Source organism: Agromyces sp. Root1464, from assembly GCF_001427265.1.
GTDB classification, from domain to species: Bacteria; Actinomycetota; Actinomycetes; order Actinomycetales; family Microbacteriaceae; genus Agromyces; species Agromyces fucosus.
The window spans coordinates 171,456-189,824 of the sequence record NZ_LMFU01000002.1 but is presented as its reverse complement, the minus strand read 5'-3'; the positions used below and the strand labels follow the sequence as shown (position 1 = coordinate 189,824).

At 70.7% G+C, this 18,369-nt stretch carries 16 protein-coding genes; 7 read left to right on the top strand and 9 right to left on the bottom strand.

The window, feature by feature from the left end; translation table 11 throughout:
- Positions 1-102 precede the first annotated feature (102 nt).
- On the bottom strand, positions 103-1,359 hold the full coding sequence (locus tag ASD23_RS06720) for a deoxyguanosinetriphosphate triphosphohydrolase (RefSeq protein ID WP_056008477.1): 1,257 nt from the start codon (positions 1,357-1,359) through the stop codon (positions 103-105).
- Positions 1,360-1,361: 2 nt separating this feature from the next.
- Complete coding sequence (gene dusB, locus ASD23_RS06715) at positions 1,362-2,519, bottom strand: tRNA dihydrouridine synthase DusB (RefSeq protein ID WP_056008474.1); 1,158 nt, start codon at positions 2,517-2,519, stop codon at positions 1,362-1,364.
- 92 nt (positions 2,520-2,611) lie between these two features.
- Between dusB and ASD23_RS06710 the strand changes: the two genes are divergently transcribed.
- A complete protein-coding gene (locus tag ASD23_RS06710; protein ID WP_056008471.1) occupies positions 2,612-3,088 on the top strand; it encodes an aminoacyl-tRNA deacylase in 477 nt (158 codons plus the stop codon).
- Positions 3,089-3,201: 113 nt separating this feature from the next.
- On the opposite strand, the gene ASD23_RS19385 is transcribed toward ASD23_RS06710, so the two are convergent.
- Positions 3,202-3,333: a hypothetical protein gene (locus tag ASD23_RS19385; RefSeq protein WP_268753196.1), complete on the bottom strand. Its 132-nt coding sequence runs from the start codon at positions 3,331-3,333 to the stop codon at positions 3,202-3,204.
- Complete coding sequence (locus ASD23_RS06705) at positions 3,330-3,995, bottom strand: DsbA family oxidoreductase (protein ID WP_056008468.1); 666 nt, start codon at positions 3,993-3,995, stop codon at positions 3,330-3,332. The genes ASD23_RS19385 and ASD23_RS06705 overlap by 4 nt, the downstream gene beginning before the upstream one ends.
- Before the next feature lie 75 nt (positions 3,996-4,070).
- Between ASD23_RS06705 and ASD23_RS06700 the strand changes: the two genes are divergently transcribed.
- The 5 genes from ASD23_RS06700 (at position 4,071) to ASD23_RS06680 (ending at position 11,736) form a co-directional block, all read left to right on the top strand.
- Entirely contained in the window at positions 4,071-4,640 is a 570-nt protein-coding gene (locus ASD23_RS06700; RefSeq protein WP_056008465.1) for an AAA family ATPase, read from the top strand.
- A 46-nt stretch (positions 4,641-4,686) separates the two neighbouring features.
- The gene (locus ASD23_RS06695; protein ID WP_056008462.1) at positions 4,687-5,271 is read left to right on the top strand and encodes a PadR family transcriptional regulator; all 585 of its coding nucleotides are present in this window, start codon (positions 4,687-4,689) and stop codon (positions 5,269-5,271) included.
- A gap of 50 nt (positions 5,272-5,321) precedes the next feature.
- Positions 5,322-7,037 carry an ABC1 kinase family protein gene (locus ASD23_RS06690; RefSeq protein WP_056008459.1) on the top strand — a complete coding sequence of 572 codons (1,716 nt, stop codon included), beginning with the start codon at positions 5,322-5,324 and terminating at the stop codon, positions 7,035-7,037.
- 80 nt (positions 7,038-7,117) lie between these two features.
- The gene (locus ASD23_RS06685) at positions 7,118-8,458 is read left to right on the top strand and encodes a hypothetical protein (RefSeq protein WP_056008457.1); all 1,341 of its coding nucleotides are present in this window, start codon (positions 7,118-7,120) and stop codon (positions 8,456-8,458) included.
- Positions 8,455-11,736 (top strand): hypothetical protein, encoded by a 3,282-nt coding sequence (locus ASD23_RS06680; RefSeq protein ID WP_056008454.1) that lies wholly within the window; start codon positions 8,455-8,457, stop codon positions 11,734-11,736. The genes ASD23_RS06685 and ASD23_RS06680 overlap by 4 nt, the downstream gene beginning before the upstream one ends.
- A 31-nt stretch (positions 11,737-11,767) precedes the next feature.
- Here the strand turns inward: ASD23_RS06680 and ASD23_RS06675 are convergent, their stop codons facing one another.
- Together ASD23_RS06675 and recO are read right to left on the bottom strand one after the other, a co-directional pair.
- Positions 11,768-12,577, bottom strand: coding sequence for an isoprenyl transferase (locus ASD23_RS06675; RefSeq protein ID WP_056008451.1), 810 nt, complete (start codon positions 12,575-12,577; stop codon positions 11,768-11,770).
- Entirely contained in the window at positions 12,574-13,311 is a 738-nt protein-coding gene (gene recO / locus ASD23_RS06670; RefSeq protein WP_056008448.1) for a DNA repair protein RecO, read from the bottom strand. Before recO ends, ASD23_RS06675 begins: the two co-directional genes overlap by 4 nt.
- Positions 13,312-13,418: 107 nt before the next feature.
- Between recO and ASD23_RS06665 the strand changes: the two genes are divergently transcribed.
- Complete coding sequence (locus tag ASD23_RS06665) at positions 13,419-14,078, top strand: trimeric intracellular cation channel family protein (protein WP_056008445.1); 660 nt, start codon at positions 13,419-13,421, stop codon at positions 14,076-14,078.
- Positions 14,079-14,155: 77 nt separating this feature from the next.
- Here the strand turns inward: ASD23_RS06665 and leuA are convergent, their stop codons facing one another.
- The 3 genes from leuA to ASD23_RS06650 all read right to left on the bottom strand — a co-directional run bounded on the left by leuA (position 14,156) and on the right by ASD23_RS06650 (position 18,316).
- Complete coding sequence (gene leuA / locus ASD23_RS06660) at positions 14,156-15,931, bottom strand: 2-isopropylmalate synthase (RefSeq protein WP_056008442.1); 1,776 nt, start codon at positions 15,929-15,931, stop codon at positions 14,156-14,158.
- A gap of 226 nt (positions 15,932-16,157) precedes the next feature.
- Positions 16,158-17,555 carry an ABC transporter permease gene (locus tag ASD23_RS06655; RefSeq protein ID WP_056008439.1) on the bottom strand — a complete coding sequence of 466 codons (1,398 nt, stop codon included), beginning with the start codon at positions 17,553-17,555 and terminating at the stop codon, positions 16,158-16,160.
- Positions 17,555-18,316, bottom strand: coding sequence for an ABC transporter ATP-binding protein (locus tag ASD23_RS06650; RefSeq protein WP_056008437.1), 762 nt, complete (start codon positions 18,314-18,316; stop codon positions 17,555-17,557). Before ASD23_RS06650 ends, ASD23_RS06655 begins: the two co-directional genes overlap by 1 nt.
- Positions 18,317-18,369: the final 53 nt, after the last annotated feature.

Below are 18,369 nucleotides of genomic sequence, written 5' to 3'. Positions count from 1 at the left end.
TCATCCTAGTTCGCCGCGGGACGTCGGCGGCCGAACGCACGCGTCGTCACCGCTGCGCCACGCCTTCGCCGCTGCGCGATGCCGTGCTGCTGCGCGGTGCCGTCACTGCTGCACGAGGCGCTCGTACCAGGCGAGCGCCGACTGGTCGGTCAGGCTCGCGACCTGGTCGACGACGACGCGCTTGCGAGCGGTGTCGTCGCCGGCGGCGCGCCAGTCCTCGGCGAAGCCCGCGTCGAGATGCCGCTCACCGCTTGCGAGGAGCACGTCGGCCAGGGTGGTGAGCACCTCGCGCTGCTGGTGGTAGATCGGCTGGCGCGTGTTCTTCGACATGACGTACGCCGCGACGATGCCCTTCAGCACCGCGATCTCGGCCTGGATCTCTCGCGGCACGATGACGTCGGCGTCGAACCGGATGAGGCTCGCGAGCGGGAACGCCGACCGGGTCGCCGAGGTCGCCGCGTGTGCGAACCGGCCGATGAGCTGGCTCGTCAGGTTCTTGAGGCGCCCCTGGTCGACGCGGCTGCCGTTCCACGTGTCGAGCCAGCCGTCGAGCGAGTCGAGGCGGTCGAACGCGGCGATGAGCTCGTCGTGCGTGACGGACCCGCCGACCCACTCGTGCATCGACGTGACGAGGTTCTCGTGGTCGACGCGTGCGCCGAGGGCGGCGACGTCGATGTAGCCGTTGACGATCGCGTCTTCGAAGTCGTGCACCGAGTAGGCGATGTCGTCGCTGAGGTCCATGACCTGCGCCTCGATGCAGAGCCGTCGTTCGGGCGCGCCGGCGCGGAGCCAGCGGAAGACCTCGGTGTCGCTCTGGTAGAAGCCGAACTTCGCGCGCCCGGACGGGTCGGCGACGCTCGTCTCTTCAGGCCACGGGTACTTGCAGCTCGCGTCGAGGCTCGCACGCGTGAGGTTCAGGCCGTAGGTGCGCCCGTCAGGGCCGAACACCTTGGGCTCCAGCCGGGTGAGCAGGCGCAGCGTCTGCGCGTTGCCCTCGAACCCGCCGATGTCGGCCGCCCAGGTGTTCAGCGCCTTCTCGCCGTTGTGCCCGAAGGGCGGGTGACCGAGGTCGTGCGCGAGGCACGCGGTGTCGACGACGTCGGGATCGAGGCCGAGGCTCGAGGCGAGCTCGCGGCCGACCTGCGCGACCTCGAGCGAGTGCGTGAGCCGGTTGCGGGCGAAGTCGAGGCCGGCCGTGGGGCTCAGCACCTGGGTCTTCGCCGCGAGACGCCGGAGCGCGCTCGAATGCAGCAGTCTCGCGCGGTCGCGCGCGAAGTCGCTGCGCCGCGAGGAGTGCTCTTCGGGAAGCCAGCGCTCGGTGTCGGTGGCCTCGTAGCCGCCGAAGAGTGGTTCGCGCATGCTCAGCCGCCGCTCGTGTCGAGTTCGGCGTCGACGAGCGTCACGCGGTCGTGACCCGCGAGCTCCTGCGAGTCGAGCCACCCCTCTGGCAGCGCCGGCTTCTTCGGCGTGCCCGCGCGGCCGCGAGGGCCTTCGGCGCCTTCACCGGGGTAGGGCATCGACCAGTCGAGCGTGCCGAGCAGCTCGTCGAGCTGGGCGAGCGACTCCACCGTCGCGAGACGAGCGCGGAGGTCGCCGCCGACGGGATAGCCCTTGAAGTACCAGGCGACGTGCTTGCGGATGTCGCGGCACCCGCGCTCTTCGCTGTCGAAGAACTCGGTGAGGAGTTCGGCGTGGCGACGGAAGGTCTGCGCGACCTGCCCGAGCGACGGGTGGAAGCTCTGCGACTCTCCGCGGAAGGCCGCGGCGAGGTCGCCGAAGAGCCAGGGGCGCCCGAGGCATCCGCGCCCGACGACGACGCCGTCGCACCCGGTCTCGGCGACCATGCGCAGCGCGTCTTCGGCCGACCAGATGTCGCCGTTGCCGAGCACCGGAACACTCGTCACCGTCTCTTTGAGCTTCGCGATGGCCGACCAGTCGGCCTCGCCGGAGTAGAACTCGGACGCCGTGCGCGCGTGCAGCGCGACCGCCGCCACGCCCGCGCCCTCGGCGATGCGACCGGCCTCGAGGTAGGTGAGGTGGTCGGCGTCGATGCCCTTGCGCATCTTGATGGTGAGCGGCTTGTCGCCGGCAGCCCGCACGGCTCCCTCGACGATATCGCGGAAGAGCCCGCTCTTCCACGGCAGTGCGGCACCGCCGCCCTTGCGGGTGACCTTCGGCACGGGACATCCGAAGTTCAGGTCGATGTGATCTGCCCGGTCTTCGGCCACGAGCATGGTGACCGCCTCTGAGACGGTCTTCGGGTCGACGCCGTAGAGCTGGATCGAACGCGGCGTCTCGGACTCGTGGTGCGTGATGAGGCGCATCGACTCGGGCGTGCGCTCGACGAGGGCGCGGGAGGTGATCATCTCGCTGACGTAGAGACCGGCGCCGAACTCGCGGCAGAGGCGACGGAAGGCCGTGTTCGTGATGCCGGCCATGGGGGCGAGCACGACGGGCACGTCGAGGGCGAGCCCGCCGATCGTGAGCGGGCCCGTTGGAAGCGTGGTGGTTGAGGACATCACCGTCGATTCTCCCAGAGATCGGGGCGCGCTCGCCCGCTTCGGCCGTGCGCGCCTAGGATTCTCGGCAGGACGAGGCTGGGGAGGACGACATGTCGGAGCTCACGGGCGTGGATCGGGTGCGAGCGGATGCCGCGGCGCGCGGCCTCGAGGTCGAGATCATCGAGCGCCCGGCGGCGAACAGCCTCGAGGAGGCGGCGAAGCTCATGGGCATCACGCCCGCCGACATCGTCAAGTCACTCGTCGTCAAGCGCAGCGACGGCACCTTCGTCTTCGCCCTCGTGCCCGGCGGCCGCAAGATCTCGTGGCCGAAGCTGCGCGCCGTCGTCGGCGTGAACAAGCTGCAGCTGCCCGACGCCTCGCTCGCGCTCGCCGCGACCGGCTACGAGCGCGGCACGATCACCCCGCTCGGCTCGACCACGGCGTGGCCCGTCGTCGCCGACGCCTCGATCGCGGGGCGGCGGGTCTCGATGGGCGCCGGCGAGCACGGCCGCAGCCTCTTCGTCGACGCCGACCGGCTCATCGACGCGTTCGACGCGACCGTGGCCGACATCTCCGACCCCGAGTAGGGTCCGTCGATCGAGGAGCGCCCGATGAAGGAGGGCGCGTATCGAGATCTCGCAGACGGGTCTCGATACGGCGCCTGGGGCGCCTACTCGACCGGCGAGGCGCGCCTGAGCGCCTACTCCCCTGCTGCCGCGCCGGGGATGTAGCAGACGTCGCCCTCGCAGACCATGGCCGACGGGTCGCCCGTGATCATGGCGAACGGCGCGGGCCAAGCGGCATCCGTCGTCGCGGTGTCGACGTCGCTCACGCGGCGGCCCCGTCGCGCTCCTCGGCGACCTGTGTGAGCGCCTGGGCGAAGACCTCGGCTGGCTGCGCGCCGGAGATGCCGTACTTGCCCTCGATGACGAAGAAGGGCACGCCGTTGATGCCGTAGGACTGCGCCTGGGCGATGTCGGCCTGCACGGCTTCTGCGTAGCGGCCCGAGTCGAGCGCTTCGCGTGCCGCATCGGCGTCGAGGCCGACCTCGGCGCCGAGCTCGACGAGTTCGTCGATGCGGCCGACGTGGCGGCCCTCGGTGAAGTACGCGCGCAGCAGGCGTTCGGTGAGTTCGAGCTGCAGGCCCTGCTCCTTGGCGAAGTGCAGCAGCTCGTGCGCCTTCAGCGTCTTGGTGTGCTGCAGCGCGTCGAAGTCGTAGTCGAGCCCGGCGGTCGCCGCGACGCCCGTGACGTGCTCGAGCATCTGCTGCACGCGCTCGGCGGGCATGCCCTTGTGCTTGGCGAGGAAGTCGATCTCCGACCCCTCGAAGTCGACCGGGGTGTCGGGCGCGAGCTCGAAGGAGTGGTACGTGATGTCGACCTCGGGGGCGTCGTCGCCGAGCGACGCGATGCCGCTCTCGAGGTGGCGCTTGCCGATGTAGCACCACGGGCACGCGATGTCGGACCAGATGTCGATCTTGATGGGTTCACTCACGAAGTATGCGAACGGATGATTCGCCCGCCGTATTCCCGACTGGAGCGTCGTACCGGCCCGGTTTAGGGTGAACGGATGCCTCACGCCGCCGATGCCCCGCACGACGATGCACCCCGGCGCATCCTCGTCGCCGGCGCGAGCGGCGCGGGCAAGTCGACACTCGCGCGGCGGATCGCCGCGGCGGCCGGCGTGCCGTACACCGAGATCGACGCGCTGTTCCATGGCGAGGACTGGACGCCGCGGCCGAGCTTCGTCGCCGACGTCGACGCACTCACTTCGGAGCCCGGCTGGGTGACCGAGTGGCAGTACGACTCCGCGCGTGAACTGCTCGCCGACCGCGCCCAGCTGCTGATCTTCCTCGACTACTCGCGGTCTCGCGTGATGCGGCAGGTGGTCGCCCGTACGGTGCGCCGCCGCGTGCGGCGCGAGGAGCTCTGGAACGGCAACCTCGAGCCGCCGTTGACGACGATCTTCAGCGACCCCGAGCACATCATCCGCTGGGCGTGGAACACGCATGGCACGCGAGGCGAGCTCGTCGCGGAGGCCGCCCGGCGTCGCCCGCACCTCGAAGTCGTGCGGCTGCGGCATCCGCGCGAGGCCGAAGCCTGGCTGGCCGACACGTACCCCTTCCATCCGGAGTCGTAGCGATATATCGTTGAGTATCGTTCAAGTCGAACCCCGGGAGGTCATCATGAACGGTCAGCGCCCGACAGGCGGATTCGGTGGAGCAGGTTTCGGTGGTGAGCGCGGCTTCGGCGCAGGCAGCCCCGGCGCCGCGATCTGGGAGGCGATGGAGCAGTTGCGCTCCACGTTCGACTCGCGGCCGGGAGCGAAGCGGATGGCGCGGGGCGATGTGCGCGCTGCGGTACTCGCCCTGCTCGCCGAGCAGCCGATGCACGGCTACCAGATCATCCAGGAGATCGAGGAGCGCAGCGGCGGCTCATGGAAGCCGAGTGCCGGATCGGTCTACCCCACGCTGCAACTGCTCGCCGATGAGGAGCTCATCGTCGCCGAAGAACTCCGCGGCCGGAAGACCTACTCGCTCACCGACCTCGGCCGCGCCGAGGTGGAGGGCACTGCCGACCGTGCCGCCCCGTGGGAGTCCTCGTCACCGCACGGCAGCGAACAGCATCGTGCGCTCTCGAAGGCGGCCGTCGACCTCGCCGCCGCCACGGCCCAGCTCGGCCGCAGCGGAACACCCGATCAGGTGAAGCAGGCCGTGACCGTGCTCGACGATGCCCGTCGCGCGCTGTACTCGATCCTCGCCGAGAGCTGACGCGTGACGCTGCTGCCTCCCCGTCGAGGAACCGACGAGAGCACGGTGCGATGAGCGACGGTGCACGCCGTGCGCGCTCGCGTCGCATCCTGACGTTCGCCGCCCGACGGCTCATCCAGCTCTGGTGGTTCGAGCTCGCGCTGCCGAAGATCGGTCTCTCCGGCGTCGCCGAGCGCACGCGCGAACGACGGGTCCGACGGCTCGCCGAGGACTTCCGCACGCTCGCGGTCGAGCTCGGCGGCCTCATGATCAAGGTCGGGCAGTTCCTCTCCTCCCGCCTCGATGTGCTGCCGCCCGAGATCACCTCGGAGCTCGAGGGGCTGCAGGACGAGGTGCCGCCGGTGCCGTTCCCGGCGATCCGCGAACTCGCGGAGGCCGAGCTCGGGGCGCACCTCGGGCAGGTCTTCGACCGGTTCGACGAGGTGCCCGTGGCGGCGGCCTCGCTCGGGCAGGTGCACCGGGCCCGGCTCTTCGACGGCGACGCCGATGAGACCGGACTGCGCGACGTGGTCGTCAAGGTGCAGCGCCCCGGCATCGATGAGATCGTCGCCGTCGACCTCGCCGCGCTCCGACGGGTCGCCGGCTGGCTCCGCCGGGCGCGCGTCGTGTCCGACCGGGTGGATGCCCCGGCCCTCGTCGAGGAGTTCGCGCAGACGAGCCTCGAGGAGATCGACTACCTGCACGAGGCCGCGAGTGCCGAGCGCTTCGCGGAGTCGTTCGCCGACGACGCCCGCGTGTACGCCCCTGCCGTGGTGTGGGAGCGCACGACACGTCGGGTCCTGACCCTCGAGGACGTCACGGCGATCAAGATCAACGACACCGATGCCCTGAAGGCCGCCGGCATCGCGCCCGCCGACGTCGCCCGGGTCTTCGCCGAGATCATGTTCGACCAGGTCTTCACGCACGGCTTCGTGCACGCCGACCCGCACCCCGGCAACATCTTCGTCACGCCGCTGCCGCCGGCGGCCGTTCGCGGCGACGGGCCGGGCGAAGTGGCCGGCCCGCTCTGGCGGCTCACCTTCGTCGACTTCGGCATGATGGCCGAGGTGCCGTCCGAGCTGCGCTCCGGGCTCCGGGCACTCGTCATCGCCGTGGCCGCCCGTGACGGCCGCGCGATGATCGACGCCGCCCGCGAGATCGGGGTGCTCATGCCGTCGGCCGCGACCGGCGAGCTCGAGCGTGCGCTCGCCGAGCTCTTCGAGCGCTTCGGCGGCATGGGCTTCGCCCAGCTGAAGGACGTCGATCCGCAGGAGTTCCGCGAGTTCGGCACCGAGTTCGGCGATGTCATGCGCTCGCTCCCGTTCCAGCTGCCCGAGCGACTGCTGCTGTTGATCCGCTCGATGGCCCTCACCTCGGGCATGTGCAGCGGTCTCGACCCCGAGTTCAACGTGTGGGACGCCGTCGAGCCGTATGCCGGCCGGCTCCTCGACGAGGAGCGGGGCGACCTCGCGAGAGATCTCGCTGCCGAGGCGATGAAGAGCGCGGGACTGCTCTGGCGAATGCCGCAACGCGTCGATGCCCTCATCACGAAGGCCGATCAGGGCCGGCTCTCGTTCGACACGTCGCGTCTCGAGCGGCGACTCGACCGGCTCGAGGGTGTCGCCCGCCGCGTGGTGTCGGCGGTGCTGTTCGCCGCGCTGCTGATCGGCGGCGCGGTGCTCGTCGGGCCGAATCCTGTGCTCGGGACGACGCTGATGATCGCCTCGGCGCTGCCGCTCCTGCACGCGCTGCTCGCCGGGGTGCTCGGCCGCCGGGGCCGCCGCTAGGGTCTGTCCGAAGCCTCCGTCGAGCCCGCATCGATCCGCGCGGCCAAAGACGGAGGAACTCCTCCGCTAGCCTCGTCCGCATGGGTGTTCGCGGGTTCACGACGGCGTCTTCGGTGACTCGGGATCGGCTCGCGCTCGCGCTCGCCCCCGCGCTCACGCCCGAGGGTCCGGTCACCAGTCCGAGCTTCTTCCACGGCTTCTCGACCGAGCCGCAGGTGCTGGCACGCGGACTGCTGTCGCTCGCCGACATCACCGCGACCCGGTACTTCAAGTACACCCCCACCACCCAGCGCGACCCGGTGCTCACCGCTCACGGCGACCGCCTGCGCGCCGAGGTGTTCTCGGCGTGCAACAGCGTGTACGCGCGCCTCGACCTGCTCGACTCGGGCCTCGACGGCGGCGAGGTGTCGCATGGAACCACCAACGTCGACATCGGGATGTCGACGCGACGGGCCCTCGCCTCGATCGGCCGAAATGAGCTGTTCCACCTCGATGTCGGCCGCCATGGTCTGAAGGTCGCCACTCCCTCCGACGCTGCGACCGAACGACCGGTCGAGATGCCCGATCGCTGGGTCCACGCGCTCGGCAACGTCGCGGAGATGCACCGTCGGCTCACGCGAGCCTTCACCCTCGACCGGGCGGCCGCACGCGCGCTGCTCACCTCGATCCCTGCGGCGACCGCGGCAGGGTCGGCGGGATGGCTGACGCAGACCAGTGCAGGGGTCCGCATCGCGCCGCGGCGTACCGTCGGGGCAGTCCACGTGTACGGACTGCAGCGTCTGAGCGCACTGAAGCGCCTGCTGCCCCACGTCGACGGACTCACCGTGTACGGCCCCGCTGACGGCGAGCCTGGGGCCGCCGCATTCGAGGTCGATCTCCCGCACTCCCGCCTGCTGCTCGGGATCACGAAGGAGGCGTGGCGCGGCTTCTCTGGTGAGGGGTCGCTGCTGGGCACCCTGGCCGGCCCTGGGGCGACCGAACACGCAGCGCTCCTCTCCGCGCTGCTGGCCTTCGAGCCAGTGATCGATGTCGATCGGCTCCGTCTCGCGTCGGGGCTGTCGGCCGCAGACGTCGAGTCAGGACTCGCCGTGCTCGCTGCGTCCGGACGCGTCGGCTGGGACGTGCACGCGGGCGCCCACTTCCATCGTGAGCTGCCGGACGACCCCGAGCGGGTCGCGCGCGACAATCCGCGCCTCGAAGCCGCGCGACGCCTCGTCACGCGGCACCTCGTCGACCGAGGCACCGACCTCGGCGAGTGGCTCGTGCACGCCGGCACCAGAACCGAACCTGCCACCTACGCCGTGCGCGGCGCCGACGGCGGCTTCCGCTGCAACTGCACGTGGCAGCTCACCGGCGGCGACGATCGCGGACCGTGCAAGCACGTGCTCGCCGTGCAGATCCTGATGGAGGAGATCCGATGACCGACGCCCTCACCCGTTCGCTCGAGCTGTTCCGCGACCTCGGCTGGGCCGACGCCGCGCAGGCGGACGCGCTCGAGCTCTCGGTCGGGACCGAAGCGCAACGGCGCGAGGCGCGTATCGGTCTCCAGCGCGGCGATTGGAGCGACTGGATCACCGAGGGGAACACCCTCACCCGCGAGTCCGTGGTCGGCACGGCCGACCACGGGATGCTCGCACTGTTCGCGATCCGGGTGGGTGCAGACCCGCGACGTGCCGAAGCCGTGCTCGGCGGGCCGGGTTCCGTGCCCGATCAGCTCGCTGCCGAGGTGCTCGCGACGCGCGGCCCCGAGTTCGCGATCGCGTTCACCGCACGTGCCTGCCGTTCCAACCGTCGCCCATGGGAGCACGCGACCTCGGTGCACGCCGGTCGCGCGGTGCGCCTGGTGCACCATCACGAACTGCCTGTGCCCGAGAGCGTGGAGTACCTGAAGGACTGGGCCGTGTACGCGGCCGTCGCGCTCGGCGTCGAGGCGGAGCTGTATCCGGCCGACCGCGGCCCGATCGAGACCGGCCTCATTCGATCGCGCTTCGCCGACCACCTGCGAACCGGCGTCGCCGTCGGTGCGCCTGCGACCGGACCGTTCGGCGGCGTCCTCGCCGCCGGAGCCGAACTGGGCTGGATCGAGCGGGACGAAGCCCTCTCGCTCGCGCTCGATGCCCTCGATGCCGCCCAGCGCCCTGGTGATCGCAAGGTGTGGGCCGGACTCCTCGTCGGTTCGCTCGCGCTCACCGACGCCGAGATCGCCGCGCGCGCGGATGCGCTCGTCGGAGCCATCAGCCACGCCGAAGCCCCCGTGGTGACGGCGCTCGCGCCGGCGATCATCGAGCACGGCGACGACCATCAGGCCGCCGACGTGCTCTCCCTCTCGCTCGCCGCGAAGTCCGGAGCCGCCCGAAGGGCGGTACTCGATGCAGCGCTGCGCCGCGTGCGACCGCTCACCGGCGACGCGGCCGCGACCGCCGTGATCGCAATGTCTCCGATCGAGTCCGGACGAGACGGCTCGCTCGCGAAGTCGGCGAAGGCGCTCCGTGAGCGATGGGGTGTCGACACCGAGCACGTGCCGGAAGCAGCGATCGCGTCGACCCCGTGGCAAGCTGCGCCCGAGGTGTGGACGGTACCGCGATTCCGACCGTCGGTCGTCTCCGCTGCCGCGCTCGCCGAGGCCGCGGGTGTTCTGGCATCTCGCCCGGACGGCGCGGAGGACGTCGAGGTCGACCGCTTCCTGGAGCTCGCGAACGCGGTCGCGCGTGCGGATGCAGCGGCCGCGCGCGCCGCGCTCCGCGGGCTGAGGCCGAACTGGAGCGCGGGGGTGAGCGCCGCTGCCGACTCGGTCGCCGGCACCCGCATCCGCATGCTCGACCGACTCGTGCAACCCGGCGACGACGACTGGCGGAGCGATGTGGTCTTCGGTCCGACGCCGGCACGCGAGGCCGCGGTCGTCCAACGGCTCGGCGAGGTCCCCGTGCTGCTGTCCACCCCGTCGTGGGACGACCTTCGGATCGCACCGGACGACCTCGTCGAACGTCTGCAGGCGCACCGCGATGCAGACGCCACCTCGAGCGAGGCGGATCTGTTCCTCGCGCTGCTCCGGCTCGACCTGACGCTCGTCGAGCGACGACACCTCGATGCGCTCGCCGTGCTGCACGTGCCCGTGGTGCTGCAGTCGGGAGCCCTCATGCCCATCGCGGCCGGCCCGGCAGCACGGGCATACGCGCTCGATCCATTGCTCGAACCCGCGTTGGTGCAGGACGAGGACGGCGACTGGCGTCGCGAGCCCACCGCACTTCCGGCATCGCTGGCCCAGTTCCCGCGGCGCATCGATACGACGAGGTACGGCTGGGGCACCCCGGTCGACGTGCCGACGTGGGGCGACGGGGCGTTCTCGGGCGACGGGCTCGAAGCCGGCAGCGGCTACGAGTGGCGGCAGCTCGCGCGCCGCAAGGAGCCGCTCACACCACGCCTCGCTGCACGGATGCTCTGGGGACTCGGCTCACCGCACCCGCGCGCGGCCAGCGACATGTTCGAGGGCGTGCTCGAGGCCTGGGACCGAGGACTGCTGCGACCGGGAGTGGCGGATCTCACCCTGCTCGGCCGGGGTGCTCCGAGTGGTGGGCAGCTCGCCCGCGTCGCGCTCGAGCTGAGCGAGGCCGGTCTCGGCTCGGTCGTCTGGCCACTGCTCGACGATTTCGTGGGCCGGTCGCTCGGAGCGGTTCGGATGACGGCGGGCACCGCCGAGATCGTCGAGGCGATCGGCACCCTGCTCACCGCTGCCGCGGATGCCGTCGCGGCAGGACTCGCCGACCCGTCGACCCTCGACCTGCCGCACACGCGAACCCTTGCTGCACGACCGGGCTCGTCGCGCGCCGTTGCCGCAGCGAAGGCGATCGCCGGGCGGCTCCCCGAATCGAACCCGGCTCCCGGCTCCGATGTCGCTGCGCCGCGGCCCTCGGTCGATCTCGACGCGATCTGGCCCGACGGAGACAGCGAAGGACCCGCGATCGACGACGGCGTGCACCTCGCCTCGTCATCGCACACTCGGGGGTCGAAGCGGTTCGTGCCGCTCGAGTTCAGCCTGGCCGAGGCACCCGACGTACGCTACCGGGCACTCATGGCGTGGTCCTACGCGCTGGATCACGAGGGTCAGCTCAACGCGGACACGATCGCGGGCGGCGAGCGACGCTGGCTGCGGTGGGACGAGGCCCAGGGCCGGATCGTTCCCTCGGAGTTCCGCGATCGCAGTACCGGCACGGACGGGCCGATGAGCGACGGCCCGGTGCCGCCGCTGACGGTACTGATGGTCGCGGTCGTGCTCGCCTCGCTGTGCTCCGACGTCGAGTCGCGCTACAGCGTCGACGCGATGGTCGCCAACCGCCGATTCAGCGCGGAGTCGGTGCGCCTGGCCGCATCACGGCTCCTGCCGCTGCCCGACATCTCCCCCGCACGCATGATGGGGTCGATCGAACGCGAGCTGCGCGCCCTGCCGGTGCTGTGGCCGCTGCTCACCGAATCCGTCCGCTACGCGGCATCCCAGCCGAAGCCGCCGTCGTGGCTCAATCGCGTGCTCGACGTCGGGCTGCTTCGAGCCCCGGTGCTGCGGGCCGCCGCTGTCGCGGGCCGGATTCCGGCCGAGCACGCCGTCTGGCCGGGCCTCGCCGAGCTTGCGTCGCGGTCGGGATCGAGCGCCGTGCTCACCAAGGCACGAAAGCTCGTCATCGAACTCGGCCTCGGCCTCGGTTGACGCGCACCATGGCCGAAGGAGTCGGGCCGACTCAGCTTCCGGCGGTCGGCGCGTCGACCGCACCGCCGAAGCGGCGATTGCGCCCGGCGTAGAGCTCGATGGCCTGCCAGAGGTCGACGCGTGAGAAGTCGGGCCACAGCGTGTCGAGGAACACCATCTCGGCGTACGCCGACTGCCAGAGCATGAAGTTCGAGGTGCGCTGCTCCCCCGAGCTGCGCACGAAGAGATCGACGTCGGGCAGGTCGGGCACGTAGAGCCGCTTCGCGATGAGCTTCTCCGACACGGCCGACGGGCGAAGGCGACCGGATGCCACGTCGTCGGCGATCGATCGCACGGCGTCGGCGATCTCGGTGCGCCCGCCGTAGTTGACGCACATCGTGAGGGTCAGGGTGTCGTTGCCGGCGGTCAGTTGCTCGGCGACCTGCAGTTCCTTGATGACCGAGGCCCAGAGGCGGGGCCGGCGGCCGGCCCAGCGGATGCGCACGCCCCACTCGTTGAGCTGATCGCGTCGGCGGTGCAGCACGTCGCGGTTGTACCCCATGAGAAAGCGCACCTCTTCGGGCGAGCGCTTCCAGTTCTCGGTCGAGAAGGCGTAGACCGAGACGTGCTTCACGCCGGCCTGGATCGCACCGGCGACGACGTCGAGCAGCGCGATCTCGCCGGCCTTGTGCCCCTCGATGCGGGTGAGCCCGCGCCGGTTCGCCCATCGTCCGTTGCCGTCCATCACGATCGCGACGTGCGCCGGCACCGCGCCCTTCGGGAGCTCGGGCGGGTAGAGGCCCGTCCAGTCGAGCGGCCGATAGGGCACGGCGTCGCGGTGGGTGTAGGGCTTCGGGCTCACTGGGCGGTCGTCTCTCTGGATACGTGCGGCAGCGAGCGGAGGCCCCGCTCGAGGTGCCACTGGGTGTACGCGGCGATGATGCCGCTGGCCTGCCCGCGGTCTCGGTCGCTCGACGCCTTGGCGAAGGTCCAGTCTCCGGCGAGCAGTGCGCCGAGGAGCGCGACGGTGGACCCGGCGATGCGGGGCGTGCCGGGCGGCGCGCACTCGTCGCAGACGACGCCGCCGAGCTGCACGACGACCGCCGTGTGCTCGCCGACCTTGCCGCATCGGGCGCAGTCCTGGAAGCTCGGCGCCCACCCGGCGAGGGCGAGGGCGCGCAGCAGGTAGGAGTCGAGGGTGAGGCTCGCCCCGTGCTCGTGCCGTGAGAGGGAGCGCAGGGCGCCGACGAGCAGCAGGTACTGCTGCAACGACCCTTCGGCCTCGGTGAGCTTGTCGGCGGCCTCGACCATCGCGTTCGCCGCCGTGTACGCCGAGTAGTCCTGCGTGATGAGCGCGCCGTACGAGCCGAGCGACTCGGCCTGCGTCACGACGTCGAGGCTCCGACCCTCGTAGAGCTGCAGGTCGGCGACCATGAACGGCTCGAGCCGCGACCCGAACTTCGAGCCGGTGCGCCGCACACCCTTGGCGACGGCCCGCACCTTGCCGTGCTGCCGGGTCAGCAGGGTGACGATGCGGTCGGCCTCGCCCAGCTTGTGGGTGCGGAGCACGACGGCTTCATCTCGATACACGGGCACCCTTCATTCTCCCACCCCGCGCAGTCGAACCGTCCGAAGCGGATGCCGCGGCGCTCCACGAGCGTCACGTTCGAGCGGTTCCGCTCTGCGCGTGATTCACTGGTGCCGTGAGCTCCGCACTCTTCGTCATCCCGCTCTGGCTCGACCTCACCGCAGTGGCGATCGGAGCCATCCAGGGAGCGATGTTCGCGGCCCGCCTCACCGAGCGCCGCATCGACCTGCTCGGCGTCGCCCTCATCGGCGTGCTCGTGGGGCTCGGCGGAGGTCTGCTCCGCGACGTGCTCCTGAATCAACCGCCCGCCGCGATCTTCGACAACTGGTACATTCCCGTCGCGACCGCCGCCGCCTTGCTCGGCATGCTGCTTCTCCGGGTCTTCACGAGGCTCAATGGGCTCATCATCGCGCTCGACGCCGTCACGATCGGACTCTTCGGTGCGATCGGCACGACGAAGGCGCTCGCCTACGGGGCGCCGGTGGTGCCGGCCGTCTTCGTCGGCGTGCTCTCCGCCGTCGGCGGCTCGATCCTCCGCGACGTCGCGCTGAACCTGCCGATCGCCCTCATGCACGTCGGTTCGCTCTACGCGATCGCCGCGACCGTCGGCGCGGCGCTCCTCGTCGTGCTCGTCGCGCTCGGGGTCAACGTGATCGTCGCGGGCAGCGCCTGCGTCGTCGTCACCACGCTGATCAGGCTCGGCTCCGTGCGCTTCGGCTGGAGCCTGCCCGAGCAACGTGCCCTCGGATCCTGGAAGGTCTGGCGTCGAGCCTGACCACGGCACCCTGAACGAGCGGATGCCGCGTGCACACTTCGTGCACGCGGCATCCGACCTCGATCAGATTCCGACGATCAGACGCCGACGACCTCGCGCTCGGCCTCGGCGGGCGCCGCGCTGCGGAGCGCACGGTTGACCGCGGAGACGACCGCCTTCAGCGATGCCGTGGAGATGTCGGCGTCGATGCCGACGCCCCAGAGCACCCGGCCCTCGACTTCGAGCTCGACGTAGGCCGCGGCCAGAGAGTTGCCGCTCGCGGCGAGCGTGTGCTCGACGTAGTCGCGCAGCTGCACCGCGACGCCCTCGGCGCCCAGAACGGCGAGGAACGCCGAGATCGGGCCGTTGCCGCTCGCGTCGGCCGCCACGCGCTCGTCGCCGTCGCGGAGACCGACCCGTACGTTGACGACGCCGTCGAGTGCGCTCTCGGTGCGGAGCGACAGCAGCTCGAAGCGTCCCCACTTCTCGTCGGGGCGATCCTGCGGCGCCGGCAGGTACTCGTCGTTGAAGACGCGCCAGATCTCATCGCTCGAGACCTCGCCGCCCTCGGCGTCGGTCTTGGCCTGCACGACGCCCGAGAACTCGATCTGGAGACGGCGCGGCAGGTCGAGCGCGTGGTCGGTCTTCAGCAGGTACGCGACGCCGCCCTTGCCCGACTGCGAGTTGACCCGGATGACCGCCTCGTAGCTGCGGCCGAGGTCGCGCGGGTCGACGGGCAGGTACGGCACGGCCCACTCGAGCTCGCCGAGCGTGACGCCGCGGCGCTCGGCCTCGGCGTCCATGGCCTCGAAGCCCTTCTTGATCGCGTCCTGGTGCGATCCCGAGAACGCCGTGTAGACGAGGTCGCCGGCCCACGGGTGGCGCTCGGGCACCGGCAGCTGGTTGCAGTACTCGACGGTGCGCTTGACCTCGTCGACGTCGGAGAAGTCGATCTGCGGGTCGATGCCCTGCGTGAACAGGTTGATGCCGAGGGCGACGAGGTCGACGTTGCCGGTGCGCTCTCCGTTGCCGAAGAGGCATCCCTCGATGCGATCGGCGCCGGCCAGGTAGCCGAGCTCGGCCGCCGCGACGGCGGTGCCGCGGTCGTTGTGGGGATGCAGCGAGAGGATCACGTTCTCGCGGTGGGCGAGGTGCCGCGACATCCACTCGATCGAGTCGGCGTAGACGTTGGGCGTGGCCATCTCGACGGTCGCGGGCAGGTTGATGATGACCTTGCGCTCGGGCGTCGGCTCGAAGATCTCGATGACCTGGTTGCAGACGTCGACCGCGAACTCGAGCTCGGTGCCGGTGTAGCTCTCGGGCGAGTACTCGTAGAAGACGGTGGTGCCGGGGATCGACGCCTCCATCTCACGGCACTTGCGTGCGCCGTGCAGGGCGATGTCGATGATGCCCTGCTGGTCGGTGCGGAAGACGACCTCGCGCTGCAGGATGCTCGTCGAGTTGTAGAGGTGCACGATCGCCTGCTTCGCGCCGGCGATCGACTCGTAGGTGCGCTCGATGAGGTGATCGCGGGCCTGCGTCAGCACCTGGATGGTGACGTCGTCGGGGATCGCATCGCCCTCGATCAGGCTGCGCACGAAGTCGAAGTCGGTCTGGCTCGCCGACGGGAAGCCGACCTCGATCTCCTTGTAGCCCATCTTGACCAGAAGGTCGAACATGATGCGCTTGCGCTCGGGGCTCATCGGGTCGATGAGTGCCTGGTTGCCGTCGCGCAGGTCGACGGCGCACCAGCGCGGCGCGACCTCGATGCGCTTCGACGGCCACGTGCGATCGGGCAGGTCGACGCGGATCTGCTCGTGGAAGGGGCGGTAGCGATGCACGGGCATCGACGACGGCTGCTGGGTGTTCTGCATGGGGTGCTCTTCTCGCTTACGGATGGGTTTCAGCCGACGACGAACTCCGCAGCGAGGGAGGCCTGAGACTAGGACTCGCTGCGGCAGCTAAGGAGAAGCAGGCCGTGAAGCACACGCCAAGGCTAACACCACCGCTCTCCGCTCGCGCAATATGACGGAACGAGCGGATGCCTCCCCCGACGCATCCGCTCGTTCCGTTCCCCGCAGCACCTCGCAGTCGTGCTCCCTAGTCGACCGCGAGGGCGACCACCGGCGAGACGCGCATCGCGCGACGAGCCGGGGCGATGGAGGCGACGAGCGTCAGGACGCCGGCCGCCACGAGCAGTCCGCCGAACAGCGCCCACGGGATGCCCGGCAGCACGAAGGTCGGCTCGCCCTGCGCACCGCCGAGCAGGGCCTGGGCGCCCGCCCAGCCGTAGCCGAACCCGAGCACGATGCCCATGAGGGTGGCGGCGACGGTGAGCGCGGCGCTCTCGACGACGATCATGCCGCGGAGCTGCCGGCGATCGAAGCCGAGTGCACGCAGCAGCCCGAGTTCACGGGTGCGCTGCATGACGCTCAGCGACAGGGTGTTCACCATGCCGATCGCGGCGATGAGGGCGCTGAAGCCGATGAGCACGGTGAAGATGGCCACGGTGACGTTCAGCATCTCCTCGATGCCCGCGTAGACCTCGGGCTGGGCCCGCTGAGCGGCGAGCAGCATCGCCCGGTACGACTCCATCGTCACCGAGAAGGTCGTCACGAGCGTGACGCCGATGACGAGGCCGATCGTCATGCGGGAGCTCCGCTCGGGGTGACGCACCGCATTCTCGGCGGCGAGCCGCGCCGCGGGCGAGGCACCGAAGAGTCGGCCGACGAGCCGAAGCACCGGCGGCATCACGACGTGGGCGCCGAGCACGATGCCCGTGAACGAGACGAGACCGCCGACCATGCCCACGAGCACGCCGTACGGCTCGGTGAGGCCCCAGATCACGCCGGCGACGAGCAGGGCGATGCCCACGACGAAGAGCACGAGCGCAGTGACGTTGCGCCCGCGACGACGACCGAGCTCCTCGCGGTCCTGCTCGTTGGCATTGCCGATCGCCTGGATCGGGCGCACCCTGAGCACGCGGCGCGAGCCGACCCACGACGCGAGCCACGTGGTGATGACGACCGCGACCGCCGGCAGCACGATCAACACGTTCAGGTAGTCGTAGTCGGTGGCCGGCATGAGGTCGTTGGCGACGGAGACCTCCTCGAGCCCGAAGGCGATCGCGGTACCCGCGACCACGCCGATCGCCGCGCCGATCGCGCCGACGAGGAGCCCCTCACGGGCGATCTGCGCACGCTGTGCGCGGGCGCTCGAGCCGATGAGACGCAGCAGGGCGATGAGCCGGGTGCGACCCGCCACGACGGTCGAGACGGTGTTGGCCGTCACGATCGCGCTCACGTACACCGCGATCACGATGAAGACCACAGCGACCAGGGTGAGCATGAGCGCCACCGTGCTGCTCTGGCCCGTGACATCGTCGGCGGCGATCGCGGCGGCGAGCAGCCCCGTGATGTGCAGCAGGGCGACGCCGAACGTCCCGGCGAGGGCGGCGACGAGGAGCGTCGGCCACTGGTCCTTCAGCCGCGTGTGCATCAGGCCGCGACCTCCATCGAGAGCATGAACGAGGAGATCTCCTCGGCGCTGGACCGGCCCGAATCGCGCACGATACGGCCGTCGGCGAGATAGAGGATGCGGTCGGCGTGGCTCGCGGCGACGGGGTCGTGCGTGACCATCGCGATGGACTGGCCGTAGCGCGCGCTCGCCGCGGCGAGGAGGCCGAGCACCTCGCGCCCGGTACGCGAGTCGAGGTTGCCCGTCGGCTCGTCGGCGAAGACCAGGTCGGGGCGCGTCGCGAGGGCGCGGGCGATCGCCACGCGCTGCTGCTGGCCACCCGACAACTCGTGCGGGCGGTGCCCGATGCGGGGTCGCAGGCCCAACGTGTCGAGGAGCTCGTCGATCCACGCCTGCTCGTCGCGCGTCGGGCGGCGCCCGTCGAGGTCGAACGGCAGCATCACGTTGCCGCGCACGTCGAGCGTCGGCACGAGGTTGAACGACTGGAAGATGAACCCGATGCGGCGCCGCCGCAGCACGGTGAGGGCCGAGTCGGAGAGTTCGGTGATGTCGGTGTCGCCGAGCCACACCTGGCCGGCCGTCGGCGAGTCGAGACCGGCCATGATGTGCATGAGCGTCGACTTGCCCGAGCCGGAAGGGCCCATGATGGCGGTGAACTCGCCGCGGCGGAGGCCGAGCGAGACGTCGTCGAGGGCGGTGACGGTGCTCGCACCGGTTCCGTAGCGCTTGCCGAGTTCGGCGACGCGGGCGATGAGGCCGAGGTCGGAGGGTTGGATCTGCATGTCTTCGACGCTACGGACGGCGCGGGTGCCGGGGCATCCGGCTCATGGATGGT

Coding starts and splice junctions, on each gene's coding strand:
- dusB (WP_056008474.1), bottom strand. CDS start 2,519: ATGTCCTCAACCACCACGCTTCCAACGGGCCCGCTCACGATCGGCGGG.
- ASD23_RS06650 (WP_056008437.1), bottom strand. CDS start 18,316: ATGCAGATCCAACCCTCCGACCTCGGCCTCATCGCCCGCGTCGCCGAA.
- leuA (WP_056008442.1), bottom strand. CDS start 15,931: ATGCAGAACACCCAGCAGCCGTCGTCGATGCCCGTGCATCGCTACCGC.
- ASD23_RS06685 (WP_056008457.1), top strand. CDS start 7,118: ATGGGTGTTCGCGGGTTCACGACGGCGTCTTCGGTGACTCGGGATCGG.
- ASD23_RS06655 (WP_056008439.1), bottom strand. CDS start 17,555: ATGCACACGCGGCTGAAGGACCAGTGGCCGACGCTCCTCGTCGCCGCC.
- ASD23_RS06710 (WP_056008471.1), top strand. CDS start 2,612: ATGTCGGAGCTCACGGGCGTGGATCGGGTGCGAGCGGATGCCGCGGCG.
- ASD23_RS06700 (WP_056008465.1), top strand. CDS start 4,071: ATGCCTCACGCCGCCGATGCCCCGCACGACGATGCACCCCGGCGCATC.
- ASD23_RS06690 (WP_056008459.1), top strand. CDS start 5,322: ATGAGCGACGGTGCACGCCGTGCGCGCTCGCGTCGCATCCTGACGTTC.
- ASD23_RS06720 (WP_056008477.1), bottom strand. CDS start 1,359: ATGCGCGAACCACTCTTCGGCGGCTACGAGGCCACCGACACCGAGCGC.
- ASD23_RS06695 (WP_056008462.1), top strand. CDS start 4,687: ATGAACGGTCAGCGCCCGACAGGCGGATTCGGTGGAGCAGGTTTCGGT.
- ASD23_RS06680 (WP_056008454.1), top strand. CDS start 8,455: ATGACCGACGCCCTCACCCGTTCGCTCGAGCTGTTCCGCGACCTCGGC.